Origin of the sequence: Thioalkalivibrio sp. (assembly GCF_041690275.1) — a bacterium.
In the GTDB taxonomy this organism is placed as follows: domain Bacteria; phylum Pseudomonadota; class Gammaproteobacteria; order Ectothiorhodospirales; family Ectothiorhodospiraceae; genus Thioalkalivibrio.
In genome coordinates this window covers 1-14,911 of sequence record NZ_JAWLHP010000005.1, presented here as the reverse complement: position 1 = coordinate 14,911, position 14,911 = coordinate 1, and the positions used below count along the sequence as shown (strand labels likewise).

Annotated in this window: 16 protein-coding genes; 7 read left to right on the top strand and 9 right to left on the bottom strand. The window is 65.3% G+C overall.

Going from position 1 to position 14,911, the window contains the following annotated elements:
- The first annotated feature begins 272 nt into the window (after nucleotides 1–272).
- A complete protein-coding gene (locus ACESMN_RS01470) occupies nucleotides 273–575 on the top strand; it encodes a hypothetical protein (protein ID WP_373051811.1) in 303 nt (100 codons plus the stop codon).
- Nucleotides 572–1,024 (top strand): hypothetical protein, encoded by a 453-nt coding sequence (locus ACESMN_RS01465; protein ID WP_373051810.1) that lies wholly within the window; start codon nucleotides 572–574, stop codon nucleotides 1,022–1,024. Before ACESMN_RS01470 ends, ACESMN_RS01465 begins: the two co-directional genes overlap by 4 nt.
- 128 nt (nucleotides 1,025–1,152) lie before the next feature.
- Here the strand turns inward: ACESMN_RS01465 and ACESMN_RS01460 are convergent, their stop codons facing one another.
- On the bottom strand, nucleotides 1,153–1,611 hold the full coding sequence (locus ACESMN_RS01460) for a CBS domain-containing protein (RefSeq protein WP_373051809.1): 459 nt from the start codon (nucleotides 1,609–1,611) through the stop codon (nucleotides 1,153–1,155).
- A gap of 404 nt (nucleotides 1,612–2,015) precedes the next feature.
- On the opposite strand from ACESMN_RS01460, the gene ACESMN_RS01455 reads away from it, so the two are divergent.
- From ACESMN_RS01455 to ACESMN_RS01445, 3 genes are all read left to right on the top strand, one after another.
- Nucleotides 2,016–4,820 (top strand): putative bifunctional diguanylate cyclase/phosphodiesterase, encoded by a 2,805-nt coding sequence (locus ACESMN_RS01455; protein ID WP_373051808.1) that lies wholly within the window; start codon nucleotides 2,016–2,018, stop codon nucleotides 4,818–4,820.
- 209 nt (nucleotides 4,821–5,029) lie between these two features.
- Nucleotides 5,030–5,707, top strand: coding sequence for an HAD family hydrolase (locus ACESMN_RS01450; RefSeq protein ID WP_373051807.1), 678 nt, complete (start codon nucleotides 5,030–5,032; stop codon nucleotides 5,705–5,707).
- 285 nt (nucleotides 5,708–5,992) lie between these two features.
- Nucleotides 5,993–6,439: a DsrE family protein gene (locus ACESMN_RS01445; RefSeq protein WP_373051806.1), complete on the top strand. Its 447-nt coding sequence runs from the start codon at nucleotides 5,993–5,995 to the stop codon at nucleotides 6,437–6,439.
- A 99-nt stretch (nucleotides 6,440–6,538) separates the two neighbouring features.
- Here ACESMN_RS01445 and ACESMN_RS01440 read toward each other — a convergent pair whose 3' ends face one another.
- Together ACESMN_RS01440 and ACESMN_RS01435 are read right to left on the bottom strand one after the other, a co-directional pair.
- A complete protein-coding gene (locus ACESMN_RS01440; protein ID WP_373051805.1) occupies nucleotides 6,539–7,261 on the bottom strand; it encodes a hypothetical protein in 723 nt (240 codons plus the stop codon).
- Nucleotides 7,258–7,782 (bottom strand): RNA polymerase sigma factor, encoded by a 525-nt coding sequence (locus ACESMN_RS01435; protein ID WP_373051862.1) that lies wholly within the window; start codon nucleotides 7,780–7,782, stop codon nucleotides 7,258–7,260. Before ACESMN_RS01435 ends, ACESMN_RS01440 begins: the two co-directional genes overlap by 4 nt.
- 308 nt (nucleotides 7,783–8,090) lie before the next feature.
- Here ACESMN_RS01435 and ACESMN_RS01430 point away from each other — a divergent pair, with 308 nt between their 5' ends.
- A complete protein-coding gene (locus tag ACESMN_RS01430; RefSeq protein ID WP_373051804.1) occupies nucleotides 8,091–8,549 on the top strand; it encodes a hypothetical protein in 459 nt (152 codons plus the stop codon).
- A 100-nt stretch (nucleotides 8,550–8,649) separates the two neighbouring features.
- On the opposite strand, the gene ACESMN_RS01425 is transcribed toward ACESMN_RS01430, so the two are convergent.
- The 6 genes from ACESMN_RS01425 to ACESMN_RS01400 form a co-directional block, all read right to left on the bottom strand.
- Nucleotides 8,650–9,012, bottom strand: a complete 363-nt coding sequence (locus ACESMN_RS01425) for a hypothetical protein (RefSeq protein ID WP_373051803.1) — start codon at nucleotides 9,010–9,012, stop codon at nucleotides 8,650–8,652.
- Nucleotides 9,013–9,023: 11 nt separating this feature from the next.
- Entirely contained in the window at nucleotides 9,024–10,349 is a 1,326-nt protein-coding gene (locus tag ACESMN_RS01420; protein ID WP_373051802.1) for an NAD(P)/FAD-dependent oxidoreductase, read from the bottom strand.
- A gap of 385 nt (nucleotides 10,350–10,734) precedes the next feature.
- Nucleotides 10,735–11,388, bottom strand: a complete 654-nt coding sequence (locus ACESMN_RS01415; protein ID WP_373051801.1) for a cupin domain-containing protein — start codon at nucleotides 11,386–11,388, stop codon at nucleotides 10,735–10,737.
- Nucleotides 11,389–11,565: 177 nt separating this feature from the next.
- Nucleotides 11,566–12,105, bottom strand: a complete 540-nt coding sequence (locus tag ACESMN_RS01410; RefSeq protein WP_373051800.1) for a hypothetical protein — start codon at nucleotides 12,103–12,105, stop codon at nucleotides 11,566–11,568.
- A 279-nt stretch (nucleotides 12,106–12,384) separates the two neighbouring features.
- Nucleotides 12,385–12,798, bottom strand: a complete 414-nt coding sequence (locus tag ACESMN_RS01405) for a PGPGW domain-containing protein (protein WP_373051799.1) — start codon at nucleotides 12,796–12,798, stop codon at nucleotides 12,385–12,387.
- A 141-nt stretch (nucleotides 12,799–12,939) separates the two neighbouring features.
- Nucleotides 12,940–13,938, bottom strand: a complete 999-nt coding sequence (locus tag ACESMN_RS01400; RefSeq protein WP_373051798.1) for a zinc-binding dehydrogenase — start codon at nucleotides 13,936–13,938, stop codon at nucleotides 12,940–12,942.
- 264 nt (nucleotides 13,939–14,202) lie between these two features.
- Here ACESMN_RS01400 and ACESMN_RS01395 point away from each other — a divergent pair, with 264 nt between their 5' ends.
- Complete coding sequence (locus ACESMN_RS01395) at nucleotides 14,203–14,619, top strand: DUF2177 family protein (protein ID WP_373051797.1); 417 nt, start codon at nucleotides 14,203–14,205, stop codon at nucleotides 14,617–14,619.
- Nucleotides 14,620–14,911 lie beyond the last annotated feature (292 nt).

Below are 14,911 nucleotides of genomic sequence, written 5' to 3'. Positions count from 1 at the left end.
CGAACCGTCCAGGCCGGCCCGGACAACGAGGCACGCACGGAACAGCGCGGATACATCAACAGCAGCAAGGTCAGGCAGTACCGCAGTCCCTCCTACCGCAGTCCCTCCTACCGCCGACCGCCAACCCCCTGACGGAATGCGGCCCCGGCTCCTGCCCGGCATACGCGACACCCGAGCCCGCGATCGCGGGACGATGCCGCGCCGCCGGTACCGGGGAGCCCAGCCGCACACGCTCCGCACCTACCGATCCCCCAAGATTCAAGGAGACCGACATGAAGTCTCGATCATCCAGCGTCACGACGATGGGTCTCGGCATCCTGCTCGTCCTTGCCGCGCCGGCGGCGGCGCAGTCGAACGGCAATGACACGGTCCAGGTGGGCCAGGTGAACATCAACCGGACCAGCCAGTGCGGCGACACGAACACGAACCGGACCGATCAGGAGGGTCGCGTGAACATCAATCAGACCAGCCAGCGAGCCTGCGTGCAAACCGGGCACGGCGCACGGCGACCACCCCCCGGCCACGATAGGCGGTCCACCGGCCGTCCGGCACATGCCGCCGCGGGCCGGTGGTGAACTGCGCAACGCTCCGTCGCGGTCGTCGAAAGGCCGCCGGGCGCCGGATCGCCGCGGTCGCGGGGATCGCCCTGGTGCTGATGACCCTCGGGCAGGGTAGCGCCGGCTGCGCGGTCGCCCGGGTCTCGGGCCCGGCCGAACGGCCGGCCGATACCGCGACGCCACCGGTCCCGCTGACCGGTCACACCCGGATCATCCGGTACCCGGACGGCCACGCGCTGATCAGCCATGACAGCTACGGCACGGACATCACCGTGCAGCGCGCGCCGGGGTCCTTGGGGCCCGAAGGCCACGCCTTGGGACCGGAAGGATTCGATCGCCGACACCTCAACCCGGACACCGGAATGCGTCTGGTACCGCCGCCCGTCCATCACCCGGACCGGCCCGATCCGTCACTCAGAGACGAATACCGCCGGCGCATGCTCGAGCGCCTGGACGCACGACCCTGAGCGAGAGCACCTGGGCCACCGTCGCTCGCCGAACGGACCGGGACGTCCGCATCCGCGGTCGCGAGCGGACCACGGCACCGGCACGGGCCCTCACCCAAACCGTGCCGGTCTCCCGGTGCTCCCGGCGTTCACGACGGCGGGCGGTTCTCCTTCTCCCGGTTCTGCTCGCGGCGGATCAGGCGGACGATGTCACTCAGCTCGTCGGTGATGAATTTCAGCAGATCGTCCATCGTGAGCATCCCGCAGAGATTGCCCCCCGGGTTGACCACCGGCAGGCGCCGGACGCCCATGGCACGCATGCGCATGATGGTCTCCCAGATCCCGTCGGACTCGCGGGCGGTCAGGAGTTCAGGAGCGACGATGTCCCCGGTGACCAGAGCCTCCTCCGGCACCTCCTTCGCCATGATCTCCACCACCAGATCCCGGTCGGTCACGATTCCCACCGGCTTCATCGGGGCACTCGAGCCCTCGTCCACCACCACCACGCTCCCAACGTGATGATTTCGCATCATTCGGGCGGCATCGTAGACCGATGCATTGCGATCGATCACCACCACTTCTCTGTTGCAGATCTCCCCGACCGACATCTCGTCTTCTCCAGCTAGCGTTTGTTGTTCTTTAACGGCGCCGAAACGCCGTGGAGGCCGCGGCCAGGCGCAGCGCCCGTTTCCCCTTCTCCTGCGCGCGACAGCAACCCCGGCCCCTCCGGTGAAGTGTCCCGCCCATGGCTTGCACCCGTCAACCGAGCGCCATGCCAATCCGGCATGCCCCGGCTTCCGACCCGACGGTCGGGGCGGCCTGGAGTAAGCAAAACCCTTCAGGGCTACACTACCCGGTGCTTCTGCCGACACAACGTCAAGAGGTCAGGAACGAGAGTCTGCCGAGAGCGGTGCAGAAAGAGCGGCTTCGGGGTGCTGGACGAATGGCCAGGTATCGGAGCCAACGGTCCGTGACGGCCGCAGAGCCAGCCGCGCGGCAGGATGGAGTCTGAATGGAAGACAGGCAAGACGCCCATTTGATGCAGCAGGTTCGCCGCGAACAGGTCCGCATGGCCATCGAGGCGACACCGTTCTCCGTGATGACCGTGCTGATCGTCAGTACGATCCTGGCCGTGCTGCACTGGCCGGTGGTGGACGGGGCCACGATCCAGACCTGGGTCGTGGCGGTGTATCTGGTCAGCGCCTACCGACTGCTGGTCACACTGTATTTCCTTCGTGCCGACCCGCCCGCGGACCGGATCCGGCCGTGGTCGATCGCGGTTCGGACGGGCGCGTTTCTGGCGGCCCTGATCTGGGGCAGCGCGGGCTTCTTTCTGTTCGCGTCCGGGAGCCCCCCTCATCAGATCCTGCTCGCCCTGATGATCGCGGGTGTCTCCGCGGGAGGCGTTGCCTCGATGGCCGCAATGCGCGGAGCGGCCTTTGGCTTCGTGTTTCTGGTCAATGTCCCGTTGGCCTACCGCTTCTTCGAGGCATCCGACGGCCTCGGCCAGGCCCTGCCCGTTGTGGTGCTGGTGTTCATCGTCTTCATGCTGAGCGTCGCCCACCGCTTCAACCGGAACCTCACCGCGATGATCGTGGAGCGCTACAAGCGGCAACTGTCGCAGCAGCGCGAGAAGACGCGTACCCGGGTTCTCGAGCTGCTTGCGCAGGCTGCCCCTCTGAAACGGATCCTGAAGTCGATCGTGCATGGCATCGAGGACGAGGACCCGAGTATCCGGGGCAGCATTCTGCTGCTGGACGAATCCGGGAGCCGGCTCGTCACCGCTGCGGCCCCGAGCCTGCCACTGGCGTACGTCGAGGCCGTGGACGGGCTCGAGATCGGCATGAATGTCGGCTCCTGCGGCACTACCGCCTACACCCGGAAGCGATTCATCGTCGAAGACATCGCGCAGCACCCGGCGTGGGAACCCTACCGCCAGCTTGCGGCCCGCACGGATATCGCCTCGGCCTGGTCCGAACCGATTCTCGCTTCCTCCGGCAGGCTCCTTGGCACCCTCACGCTCTACGGGCGCGCACCGCATCACCCCGATGCGCGGGAACTGTCGATGCTGTCCCAGGCCGCGAATCTGGCCAGCATCGCGATCGAGCGAAGCAAGACCGAGGAGGCCCTGCGGCTCGCGGCCCTGGTCTACGAGAAGTCCAGCGAGGCCATGATGATCACCGACGAGAAGAACCGGATCGTCGCGATCAACCCGGCCTTCGTCGAGACCACCGGGTATACCCAGGAGGAGGTCGTCGGCAAGCAGCCGAACCTCCTGCAATCCGGTCGTCACGACCGGCATTTCTTCGAGTCCATGTGGGAGGAGCTGCACGTCAGCGGGCGCTGGCAGGGCGAGATCTGGAACCGGCGCAAGAACGGCGAGGTGTTCCCGGAGTGGCTCACGATCAACACCATTCACGACCCTCAGGGACGAGTGCACCGGCGCGTGGCCCTGTTCTCCGACATCACCGAGAAGAAGAAGGCCGACGAACTCATCTGGACCCAGGCGAATTATGATGCGCTGACCCACCTGCCCAACCGCCGCCTGTTCGTCGACCGGCTGGAACAGAGCATCCGGCGCGCATCCCGTGACCGCGAGCGCATCGCCCTGCTGTACATCGACCTCGACCGCTTCAAGGAGGTGAATGACACGCTCGGTCACACCCTGGGAGACGAACTGCTCGTGGAGGCCTCGAAACGGCTCGGTGACTGCGTGCGCGACTCCGATACCGTCGCGCGCATCGGCGGCGACGAATTCACGGTCATCCTGAACGAACTGAAGGATGTCGACTCGCTCTGCCGCATCGCCAAGAAACTGCTGGAGGTGCTCAGCGACCCCTACCAGCTCCGGGAAGAACAGGCGTATCTTTCCGCGAGCATCGGGATCACGGTCTTTCCGGATGACGGCACGAAGGCCGACGTGCTGCTGAAGAACGCGGACCAGGCAATGTTCGCGGCCAAGCAGGACGGCCGCAATCGATTCAACCACTTCACCGGGGCGATGCAGGAGGCCGCCAATCGCCGCATGCGCCTGGTTCGGGACCTGCATCGTGCCCTCGCCCGGAACCAGTTCCAGGTCTATTACCAGCCGGTGGTCGACCTCGCCACGGGCCGCATCGAAAAGGCGGAGGCGCTGCTGCGCTGGGAGCACCCCGAGCGCGGCTTCATCAGCCCTGCGGACTTCATCCCGGTCGCGGAGGAGACCGGCGCAATTCACCAGATCGGCAACTACATCTTCAAGGAGGCGACCCTCAGGGCGCGGGAATGGCGCAAGCGGTATCATCCCGGGTTCCAGATCAGTGTGAATCGCTCGCCGGTGCAGTTCTTCGCCGACGGCCCGACCGAGGACGACTGGCTGGAACACCTGCAGTCGATCCAGATGCCCGGGGAGGCGGTGGTGGTCGAGATCACGGAAGGGGTCCTGCTCCGGGCCGCGGTAAACATCAACGAGAAGCTGCTCCGCCTCCGCGATGCGGGCATCCAGGTGGCGATCGACGATTTCGGCACCGGGTATTCCTCGCTGGCCTACCTCAAGCGCTTCGACATCGACTATCTGAAGATCGACCGGACCTTCGTCAGCAGCCTCGAGACCGACAGCAGCGACCGTGCGGTGTCGGAAGCCATCGTGGTGATGGCTCACAAGCTCGGATTCAAGGTCATCGCCGAAGGTGTGGAGACCGAGGGTCAGCAACGCATCCTCACCGAGATCGGCTGCGATTACGGCCAGGGCTACCTGTTCTCTCCGCCGATCCCGACCATTGCCTTCGAGTCCATGCTCGAGATTCAGGATTCCAGCCGACAGCTCGCCAACGGGTAGACCCGTGGCGGCTGTTCCTCGGTGTGCGCGACCGGGTCATTGGCGGTCCATCCCCTGTCCGCCCGCATTGAGGGGTCCGGACGAACTTGCGATACTCCGGCGACCGTCCCGATGGCGAACCAGGGGGCGGGGCTCGCCTTCTGAGCGCAAGTCGCGCAGACCACGCCTGCACCCTGACAAGGGGGGACTACCCGGATGAATGAGCATCAGTGGCCAAAGGGCGCGTGTTGAGCGGCGTCCGGGCAGTGATCCTCGACCTCGACGGCACCTTGCTGCACAGCAACGATGCCCATGCCCAGGCCTTCGTGGAGGCTGCCCACGAGATGGGCCTGAATATGGAATTCGACCGGATCCGGTGGCTGATCGGCATGGGTGGCGACAAGCTGATTCCGAAGGCCTTCGGCTTTACCAGCGACAGCGGGCCCGGACAGAAGCTCGGTGCCACAAAGACCCGAATCTTCATGGACCGCTACCTCACGCAGCTCCAACCCACTCCCGGGGCCCGCGCGCTGCTGCTGCGTCTGCGCGATGAAGGCATCCGGCGCGTGCTGGCCACCTCTTCGAGCGAGTCCTCCGTGCAACCTCTGCTCTGTCAGGCCGGTATCGAGGACCTGATCGAAGACACCAGCTCCTCGAGCGACGTGCGCGCCTCGAAACCGGATCCGGAGCTCGTCAAAGCGGCACTGGACAAGGCGGACGCACCGCCATCGCAGGTGGTGATGCTGGGCGACACCCCATATGACGTCGAGGCCGCGACACGCGCCGGAATCCGAATCATCGCCCTGCGCAGCGGCGGCTGGACGGACCGGCAATTGCACGGTGCGTCGGCGATCTACGACGACCCCGCAGACCTCCTGGAGCATTTCGAGACATCGCCGCTGGCCTAGTGTCGGCCTCTTTCACAAGGACCGGATCGACGCCCCTGCCCGCTCAGGCTGTTAACGGGTACCGCACCCTGATTCCCGGAACCCGCGGCAACGAATCCTGGAATAAATCATCCCCAGCGTCTCTCTACAGCGCGGGAGCAAGGCGGAAGGCTTGCCCCCTGCACTCCCGCCAACGGGTGCGCACCAATCCGGCCAGTCCCGTCAGCTCGACAACGGGTATACATCACAGAGGCCGTGAGACCAATCGAAAAGACTGCCAAAAGTCGAACAGGAGGAGTTTGTCCCATGAAACCAATCAGAATAGTCACCCTGACCGTGCTCGCGCTGATCATGACTCTGCCCGCCATGGCCACCGCCAGCGACTTCGAATACGGGATTCACAAGGTCGTCTACCATGTGAATTATGACGACGAACGCCGCTACATGGCAGCAACCGGAAACATTCAGAACCATATCAATGCCGTCGGGGCCGACAATATGGAGATCATGGTCGTGATGCACGGCGATGGCCTCGGATTGCTGCAACATGCCAACGAGGACGAAAACCTGCGGGCCCGGGTTGAAAACCTGAAGATGCAGGACGTGCAGTTTCTCGTCTGCGCCAACACCCTGAGCGGCCGGAACATCGCGCTGGATACGCTGTACGATGCCTCCGCTGACGACATCATCCCCAGCGGCGTGGCGCACATTTCCTATTTGCAGAATCAGGGCTTCAGCTACAGCAAGCCCTGAGCCGTTGCCCCCATGGCCCACTGACTACTGCACGTGAAGCCCGGGCCTCTGGCCCGGGCGAACCGTGGGCAACATCCCGTACGGATCCGACCCGGACCTTCAGGTCCCGATGTATGTCCAGCCCCGATGCAGGCGATCGACGATGTGATCCACTGCCGTGGTCGAGGTGTCGGCCTCCTTCACCAGGACCGGCTCGATCCCCTGCTCGCGCAACCGCTCGATGCTGTTCGCGCAGGCCAGGAAACGAAGGTTCTCGTATTCACGACTCATTTCGGCGATCCGCTCGGCGTGGGGCGAAACGGACGTCCGGAGGAGATCCAGCCCCCCTGCGTTGGCGAGTACGTCGACCGCCACCGGCGTGCCGCGGCCCGACGCGAACAGACGCTCCGCCTCGTCCAGGATCGATACGAACCCCTCGGCATCCGAACGATCGATGTGCAGAACAACCCGGAGACTCCCGGCCTCCTCTTGTGCGGCCAGCACGGCACCGGCCAGTGCATGACCAGGACGCTGGATTTCCTGGACGAACCAGCCCGTCAGAAAGCCGCCCAAACCCAACAGCAGCGAGGCCGCCACCGCGTGGGAGGGCCGGATCCAACCACGCCGGGCCGCGGTACCGCGGTGCGCCGGCCGTGCCGGTGCACGGATGTCTTCGAAGGCCAGCTGGACCCATTCCTTGGACCGGCGCAACTCGTGAACCCGGTCGCGGAGGTCCGCATCCGACTCCATTGCCGTAAGCAATCTTTCGCGGTCCGCGCCTTCCAGTTGCGCATCCACGAAGGCGTGCAGCATGCTGTCGGAGAAACTCCTGTACCCAGTCACTTCACTCTCCTCAGCGACGTGCCATTTCGAACACCGTCGTCGTAGAAGCTGCGCAGCGCCGACTGGAGGAATCCGCGCGCACGGCTGAGTCGGCTCATCACGGTGCCGATCGGAATGTCCAGAATATCGGCCACCTCCTGGTAGGTGAACCCCTCGAGGTCGACCAGCGTCACGACCTCGCGTTGGCCCACCGGGAGCCGGGCGATCGCCCTGCGAACCCGAACCACCGCGGATTCCCGTTCGCTGGCCTGCTCCGGGTTGGAGTCGCTCAGCACCGGGTATGAGTCGAGGTCGCACTCCGGGCGCCGCTGTCTCTGAACCAGGCAGTGACGCCAGCCGTTGTGCATGATCGAGTACATCCATGCATACAGCCGATCCGGGTCACGCAACTGGTGTACCTTGTCAAGGGCCACCTCGAGGGTGTCCTGCACCAGGTCATCGGCACACATCGGATCGCTGCTCCACGCAAGCGCCACACGGAAAAGACGATCCCGGCTGGCGGCAATGCGCTTGCGCAGCATATGCGCGGTGCAGAAGGCTCCAAGGGGTTCCATTCTGACTGGATGACAGGGCTTGGCCTTTTATTCCCCGAACGACCAGGTACGAATCCTGGAATAAATCGACCCTCGCCTATCTCTAGGATCCAGTCACCTGGCCGGAAGGCTCGCTCCCGAGCCCTCCGAAACGGGAGCGAACCGGCCCGTGCCCTGAGTTGGGCAGCGGGCCACCATCAGGAAGACCGAAATATCCGTCGAAACGGCCTTCGGAAGACAAATGGACCCCAGAGTCCCCGTGTACAAATCAGGAACGCCAGAGGAGATCTTCGATAATGAACACCGTTCTGACCACGCTGCGTACATACACGCTCGCTGCTGCCTTGCTGCTGCTCGCCACGGGCGCCGCTGCCGCTGCTCCTGAAGGAAAACCCTTCGCCACTCACAAGGTCGTGCTCCAGATCAGTGACGGCAATCCGGCCCGTCAGACCCTGGTGCTGAATGTGGCGAACAACCTGATCAACCATTACGGCGCCGATAATGTGGATGTGGAGATCGTCGCCTTCGGTCCGGGTCTGAGCCTGCTCTTTGCCGACAACTCCAACAACGGGCGCATCGACTCCCTCGCCAATGGGCATGGCGTCCGCTTTTCCGCCTGCAGTAACACCATCGCTGCGGTGACCCGCAAACGAGGACAGGAGCCTGCCCTGACCCCCCGGGCGACGCGGGTCGATGCCGGTGTGGTCCAGATCATGGATCTGACCGCCGCCGGCTATCAACTCATCAAGCCCTAGCGCGACGTTGGTCAGATCCTGCATTTTGCCCGGGACACAAGGGCAAAAGGCAGGACCCGGCCCCGTGCCTTTCTCGGACGGAGAACACCGAGGGGCCGCGTCACGCTGGCGTACCCCGGCCCCGCCGTGGGCCGCGCATCAGGTAGCTCAGCGGATGCAGCACCAGCCAGGTGATCAGCGTCACGCCGAGCGCCGCCGCTATCAGCAATGCCCAGTCGGTGGGCGTGGCAACGAACGCGAGCCGCGAGTGGGTCGCCATGGGTAGCCACCACAAGGTGGAAAGCCCCGCCACCAGGGCGACGATCGCCACCGGACGATAGCGATGGGCGGTCATGCGATAGCCGCGCAGGCGCCCGAGCAACTGGGCAAGCACCAGCACGGCCAGAATGGTCAGAAGCAGTGGTAGAAAAGGCGGGATGGCATGGGCCATCACCGCCAAGATGCCGGCAAGCGTAAATTTCATCGCATGTCTCCTCAGACGCGTCCTTCGAGCATCGCGTAGTAGGCGGGCTGCAGCATGAACTCCTTGAGCACCCAGGCCGCCCAGGATTCTTCCCTGGGATCGATGAACGCGAACGACGGAAGGAAGGCCATGTCGTTGTCATAGCCGAACTCCACCAGCATTGCCCTGCCGATAGCCGTGATCAGCGGGCACGAGGTATAGCCATTATGGCGCAAGGGCAGCGGCCGGTCCTCCAGGAAGGCGGCGATATTGGCCTCGACCACGGGCGCCTGGGCCTTGACGCTGGCCGCGGTCTTGTTGATCGGCGCGCCGATCACGTCGCCGATGCCGAACACCTCCGGGTAGCGGTTGTGCTGCATGGTGTAGATGTCGGTATCAAGCCACTCCCCGGCGAAGGGCCCCTGCTGGGCGATCAGGTCGCTCGCCTTGACGAAGTCCGGCGCGCTCATCGGCGGTACCACATGGATGAAATCGAAGTCGCGCGTCTCCGTGCGGCCGTCGCGCCCGGTGAACTCGGCCTGGCGGGCCTGCGGGTCGATGGCGGACAGATGCCATCCGTGATGGCGGGCGATGCCATCGCGATCGAAGCGTTCCTTGAGGAACTCGTTGCTCCAGGGCTGGCTGAACATGTCGTCACTGGGGGTGAAATAATCCAGGGTGAAGTCATCCCGGTTGCCGACGCTCTTGATGCGCGACTGGGTGGTGAAGGTCATCTTGATCGGCGCGCCCGCGCACTTGATGGCCGTCTGGGGCATGGTGAAGAGCCCCTGGCCGCCACCGCTGGCCAGCCACGCGTCGATGGCATCGCTGGTGCGCGCAGCCGCCTGGTGACCGGCATAGACGCTGCCGATACCGTGGCTGCCAATCAGGTCCGTGGACATGCCGTCGATCCGGTCATAGTCGAGCTGCAGACCAGTGGCGACCACCAGAATGTCATAGTCCAGGGTGCTGCCATCGGCCAGCGAGATGCGACGCGCATCCGCATCGATACCAACCGCTGACTGGCTGAGCCAGTCGATGCCGGCGGGGCGAAAGTCGGCATTGGCGCGCACAGTGCGCTCGGCGTCCCAGAGGCCGGAGGCGATCATGGTCCAGCCCGGCTGATAGTAATGCTGCTCTCGTGGCTCCACCACCGTAATGCGGGCGCCCGAGAGGCGCGTGGCCAGGCGATTGGCCATCGACATGCCGGCAGCGCCGCCGCCCAGGATGACGATGCGAGCCCGGGTGGACACGGTATTGGCCCCCAGGGCGGAAAGCGGTAACAGAGCAGCGGCCATACCAGCCTTGAGCAGCTGGCGGCGATCCGGGCGCGGGGGATCGAGAGGGATCAGGGACATGAGTAGCTCCTGCGGGGTTGCCAGACGTCAGTGAGACAGCTACTTCATGCCATTTTAACGTAGCCCTGATCGACCTTCTCGCTCCTCGTTGATCGCCATCCTTCGGCGCAGGGTGGGCCAGGCGCAGCGGGCCCACCCTGCCGGCCTGCGTCCACGGCCAGCCGGCAGGGGCAGCACGGGCCTGTGAATCCCGACCCCCCGGATTGGGTCCACAGTCGGTCCGAATTCGCATCACGCCTGGCCCTGTTCTCAGCGAGAAGCCCGGAAACCGTCCCCGCGTGATCCTTGACCGCACCCTCGCGATCCCCCTTGCACCCGAACGTCCGGAATCCGGGCGGTTCCCATGGCGGTCCGTGCCTTGCAGCGCCGATCAAGGCACCCGGAATCACAGGTGACCGGTCTTCACGTAGATCAGGGTCTCCTGCTCGACCCAGGGGTTGTGCTGGCTATGGTGCGGACTGCGTATCCACGTCCCGGCGGGATAGCGCCCGTGTTCATCGATGAACTCGCCCGACAACACCAGGATCTCCTCACCGCCCCAGTGCCGGTGCGGCTGAAAATGCTCTCCGGCCGGCCAGTGCACCAGCGCCGTATGTTGGTTCTCGAAGCTGTGCAGATGCAGCACGCGCAGACCTCCGATGCCCGGCTGGAAGGATGCGGCGCAGGTATCTACCACCACCTTCTCGCGGTCCTCGGGTGCGAACTGTTCGAGCTTCACGAACAACGTGCAACCAGGGTCCGAGTGCGGCGCGTGGCGGGAACCGGGCGGGTTCCGCAGGTAGGTTCCGGCGGGATAGTCGCCGGTGTCATCGGAGAAAACGCCGTCGAGCACCAGGATCTCCTCGCCCAGCGCATGGGTGTGCGGCGGGAAACGGGTGCCGGGCTCGAACTGGACGATGCTGGTGGCACGGCCGGACTCGGCCTGCTCCCGCTCCAGCGGCTTGCGCACCACGCCGTCGGCGCGGCTACCACTCCAGGGCAGTGCCGCCGTCTCCACGACCACCGATTGGGACAGATCCAGGTTCAGGGCTTGCGTCATGTGTGCTCCGGTCGTTTAGGGAATTTCCGCACGAAACCCGCGGTGCAGCTGATAAGGACACGTCTTGAAGGGCCGATGGAGTTCAGGTCTCAATGATTATCCGCAAGCGGGGCCGTCAGGCTTACCGCACTCTCGAGATCGAACCTTGTCCTTCAGAACCGCATCCTGAACGTCGCATCAAGCAGCGGCGCCGGATCGAAGGAATCTTCGCGCAGCTTGTTGCCGCGGGAATCTTCCACGCGCAATTCGCCCTCGGCAATTGCCCCCGCGTACAGGACCGATGACGCCTGATTCGAGTCCACGCGAGGGCGTGACGCCGTACAACCAGCCGCCGGCCCCGTTAAACAGGAGCGGTGCGCCGAATCCGAAGCGCTGTACCTCACCCCAGGGCGCATCGCCGAACGCTGTCTGCCGCGAAAAGTCGTGGTCGAGGTAATCGTAGTTGAACGCGACACCGGCGCGATGGCCCGCTCCGAAGCCGGTGCTCGTGCCAACACGAATCGCGATGCCGGTGGCATCGAAGTCGCCACCACGGTCGAGCTCGGCGTCACCCTGCCAAACCGGGGTAACCGAGAAAGACGACCGCCAAGCCTCGGCGGCTACGCTGGCCCCGGGAGCCAGCAGCAAGGCGATCGTGGCCGCCGGAGGCGTCCAGTGATGGGCGTCACGACTGCCAAGGCGGCGTGGCACAGGTCTCCGATTGTGCAGCAGTTTCATGCCTTGGCGATCCCGCAACTGGTGCCCCCCCTGCCCACCAACTCATCGAGCAGAGGTCTTGCGTCAATCATGCCCGTTCCTCCCCCCGTGACACACCATGCGGTGGACACCGGACCCGGGAGGCGGTTCCACCGGCGCCTTGAAGGCACAGGTCTGCCGGCCTGCTCGCGTGCGCTCGCAGGCGCCGGAGACGCGCACCGTTGCTGTTGCAGCGCATCCGGTCCCGAGGCCGCTTTCGGCCGGACTGCACGACCCTCTTCGGCGACGCGCAAGCTGTCCTCAAGGGTCCGCCGGATCTTCCACGGGCCCCTTCCCCAGCCTCGCTCGCGCCCAGTTGAGCCCGTCAAGCACCCCGCGCCGGGTAATGAACCAGCGCTCCAGACGGTATTTGCCCGGAAAGTTGAGCAACATGACGCCGACGAGGATGGTGAGTGCTCCCTGGCCGGGGGTAAAAAGGAGCACAAGGCCGAAGGCAATAAGGACGGCGCCGACGACGTTCTTGAGGGCGACCACCAGGTAGCGCAGCAGGGGCCAGCGATAGAGCTCGCGCACGGGCTCGCGCTTTTCATGGGTGAAGTAGTCGGCAGGCATGCGGGCAATGAACCAGGCCACGCCGCCGATGCTGCCGAAGATGCTGAGCACGGATACGACGCCCAGCCAGAAGAGCGCCTCGGCGCTGACCTGCGGCCACATGGATGGATTCGTCTCCCGGAAGGCTGAAGTACGCGCCCGATCATAACAAGGCGTCGCACCGGCCGGGTTGGTGCACGCCAGAGCGCCTGGTCCCCGGACGGGGCGCCCGCTTCGTGGTGCAACCGACCGGATGAGTCCGCTCTATGCGGGGACCCGCAGCACGAGCTTGCCGTGGCGGCCGCCGGCCTCGATGCGGCGGTGCGCCTCGGCGGCTTCCGCCAACGGCAGTGTGTCCTCGAGGTTTACCCGCAGCCGGCCGCTCGCCAGACGAGCCAGCCCCTCGCCGACCAGCGTCGCCTGGTGTCGGAGCCGGTGCCGATCGTTCTCGAGCATCGGCGTCAGCATCAGCTCGAGACTGATTCGCGGATTGCGCAGCCGGGCGGCATTCCAGGATACATCCGCCGGCGGAGCCAGCAGGGTGACCAGATCGCCCCCGTAGGCCACCTGCTCGAGCCCCTCGCGGAAACCGTCGCCACCGACGCTGTCCAGCACCAGATCAAAACCTCGACCCTGGGTATAGCCTCTGAGCGCATCCCCGGCCCCGGCCTTGCGCAGGTCGACCACATCGGCACCCAGCGCCGTAACGACCCCGACGGCCTCGTCCCGGCGCACCAGCCCCAGTACCCTGGCACCCGCCGCCCGCGCGATCTGCACGGCCATCTGGCCCACGCCACCGGCGGGGGCGTTCAGCAGGACACTGTGGCCACGCTGCAGGCTGGCACGCTCGAAAAGGGCCTCCCAAGCCGTCAGCCAGGCCAGCGGCAAGGCAGCGGCCGCGGCGTCGGAGACAGCGGCCGGCACGGGGACCACAGCGGCCTCCGGGACGACAACCTGCTCCGCATAAGTACCCGGATCGGCACCGACGCCACCAAAGCAGAATGCGACCCGTTGCCTCGGCCGTGCACGATGCACCGCGCTGCCGCATTCCTCGATAATCCCGACACCGTCGCAACCGGGCGTATTGCGCGGAGCACCGGCGATCATCATCCCGCGTTCCCGCACCTTGGTATCCACGGGATTCACGCCCGCGGCCAGCAGGCGAATACGGACCTGGTCCGGTGCGGTCAGTTCCGGTTCCGGCACCTCGGCCAGACGCAACACCTCGGCGCGGCCGGGTTCGTCAAACACGATTGCACGCATAAGCGCTCCTTGAACGGCTCGCGTAGTACCTGAGCCTAGGGGGTGAGGCACTACACTGGCAAGGACCTGCCCCTGCCGAGCCGCAGCGAGACCTGCGGTGAACAGGCCGCAACTCCGATACCGACACCGATGCCGAAGCGCATGTCGCCGGAGGAGCGGCGGCTCCGGGTCGATTTGAGGCTCCGGGACCCGTCAGGGGAGTAGTCGGCCCTATGCAGTCAGGGGTAACCTTCCTCCCCGACGACCCGACTGCAGAGGCAGACCATGGACCTCGTCTTTCACGCCAAGCTATACGCCCTGACGCTCGGGGTCTTCCTCGCCGTCGATCTCCTCTGGCTCGGAGTTGTGGCCCGCGGCTTCTACCAGACGCAACTGCGACCCTTTCTGAGCCCGACGGTCAACTGGCCGGCGGCCTTCGCATTCTATCTGCTGTACGTGGTCGGGATCCTGATCTTCGCCGTGCTGCCGGGCCTTGCGGCGGACTCGCTGGCCGTGGCCGCGGGCTGGGGCGCCCTGTTCGGCTTCTTCACCTACGCAACCTACGAGCTGACCAACCTCGCCACCCTCAAGGGCTGGCCCCTGAAGGTCGTGCTCGTGGACACCGCCTGGGGTGTGGCGCTCTGCACCGCCGTGGCGAGCGCCGGGTTTCTGATGGGCGCGTGGCTGGGCAGTCCGGGTTGAGGCGTCACGCCCGCCGGGACGGCGTCCGGCTTTCCGGTGCCGGGAAGGGTCCGGAGTTTTCGTTTTTCGTCTTCAGGTGATCGAAGATCCCATGAGTCACTACCCAATCGCCCATACAGGCGATGACCTGCACCGCCCCGGCGCAGGTCCGGCAGGTCTCGATGTCGATCCCAAGCACCGCTTCCGAACGTCAGGGCTAGTGGGCCATGCGGAAAGTTCGGTGACTATGGAGCACAGCCAGAAGGGCCGGAGCAAGGCGGGCAAGTGCAGGAATAGTGGGCCTATTTCAAAC

Bases quoted from the DNA above. Each gene is read 5' to 3' on its own strand.
- ACESMN_RS01470 (WP_373051811.1), top strand. From the start codon at position 273: ATGAAGTCTCGATCATCCAGCGTCACGACGATGGGTCTCGGCATCCTG.
- ACESMN_RS01460 (WP_373051809.1), bottom strand. From the start codon at position 1,611: ATGTCGGTCGGGGAGATCTGCAACAGAGAAGTGGTGGTGATCGATCGC.
- ACESMN_RS01455 (WP_373051808.1), top strand. From the start codon at position 2,016: ATGGAAGACAGGCAAGACGCCCATTTGATGCAGCAGGTTCGCCGCGAA.
- ACESMN_RS01445 (WP_373051806.1), top strand. From the start codon at position 5,993: ATGAAACCAATCAGAATAGTCACCCTGACCGTGCTCGCGCTGATCATG.
- ACESMN_RS01435 (WP_373051862.1), bottom strand. From the start codon at position 7,782: ATGCTGCGCAAGCGCATTGCCGCCAGCCGGGATCGTCTTTTCCGTGTG.
- ACESMN_RS01430 (WP_373051804.1), top strand. From the start codon at position 8,091: ATGAACACCGTTCTGACCACGCTGCGTACATACACGCTCGCTGCTGCC.
- ACESMN_RS01425 (WP_373051803.1), bottom strand. From the start codon at position 9,012: ATGAAATTTACGCTTGCCGGCATCTTGGCGGTGATGGCCCATGCCATC.
- ACESMN_RS01420 (WP_373051802.1), bottom strand. From the start codon at position 10,349: ATGTCCCTGATCCCTCTCGATCCCCCGCGCCCGGATCGCCGCCAGCTG.
- ACESMN_RS01415 (WP_373051801.1), bottom strand. From the start codon at position 11,388: ATGACGCAAGCCCTGAACCTGGATCTGTCCCAATCGGTGGTCGTGGAG.
- ACESMN_RS01410 (WP_373051800.1), bottom strand. From the start codon at position 12,105: ATGAAACTGCTGCACAATCGGAGACCTGTGCCACGCCGCCTTGGCAGT.
- ACESMN_RS01405 (WP_373051799.1), bottom strand. From the start codon at position 12,798: ATGTGGCCGCAGGTCAGCGCCGAGGCGCTCTTCTGGCTGGGCGTCGTA.
- ACESMN_RS01400 (WP_373051798.1), bottom strand. From the start codon at position 13,938: ATGCGTGCAATCGTGTTTGACGAACCCGGCCGCGCCGAGGTGTTGCGT.
- ACESMN_RS01395 (WP_373051797.1), top strand. From the start codon at position 14,203: ATGGACCTCGTCTTTCACGCCAAGCTATACGCCCTGACGCTCGGGGTC.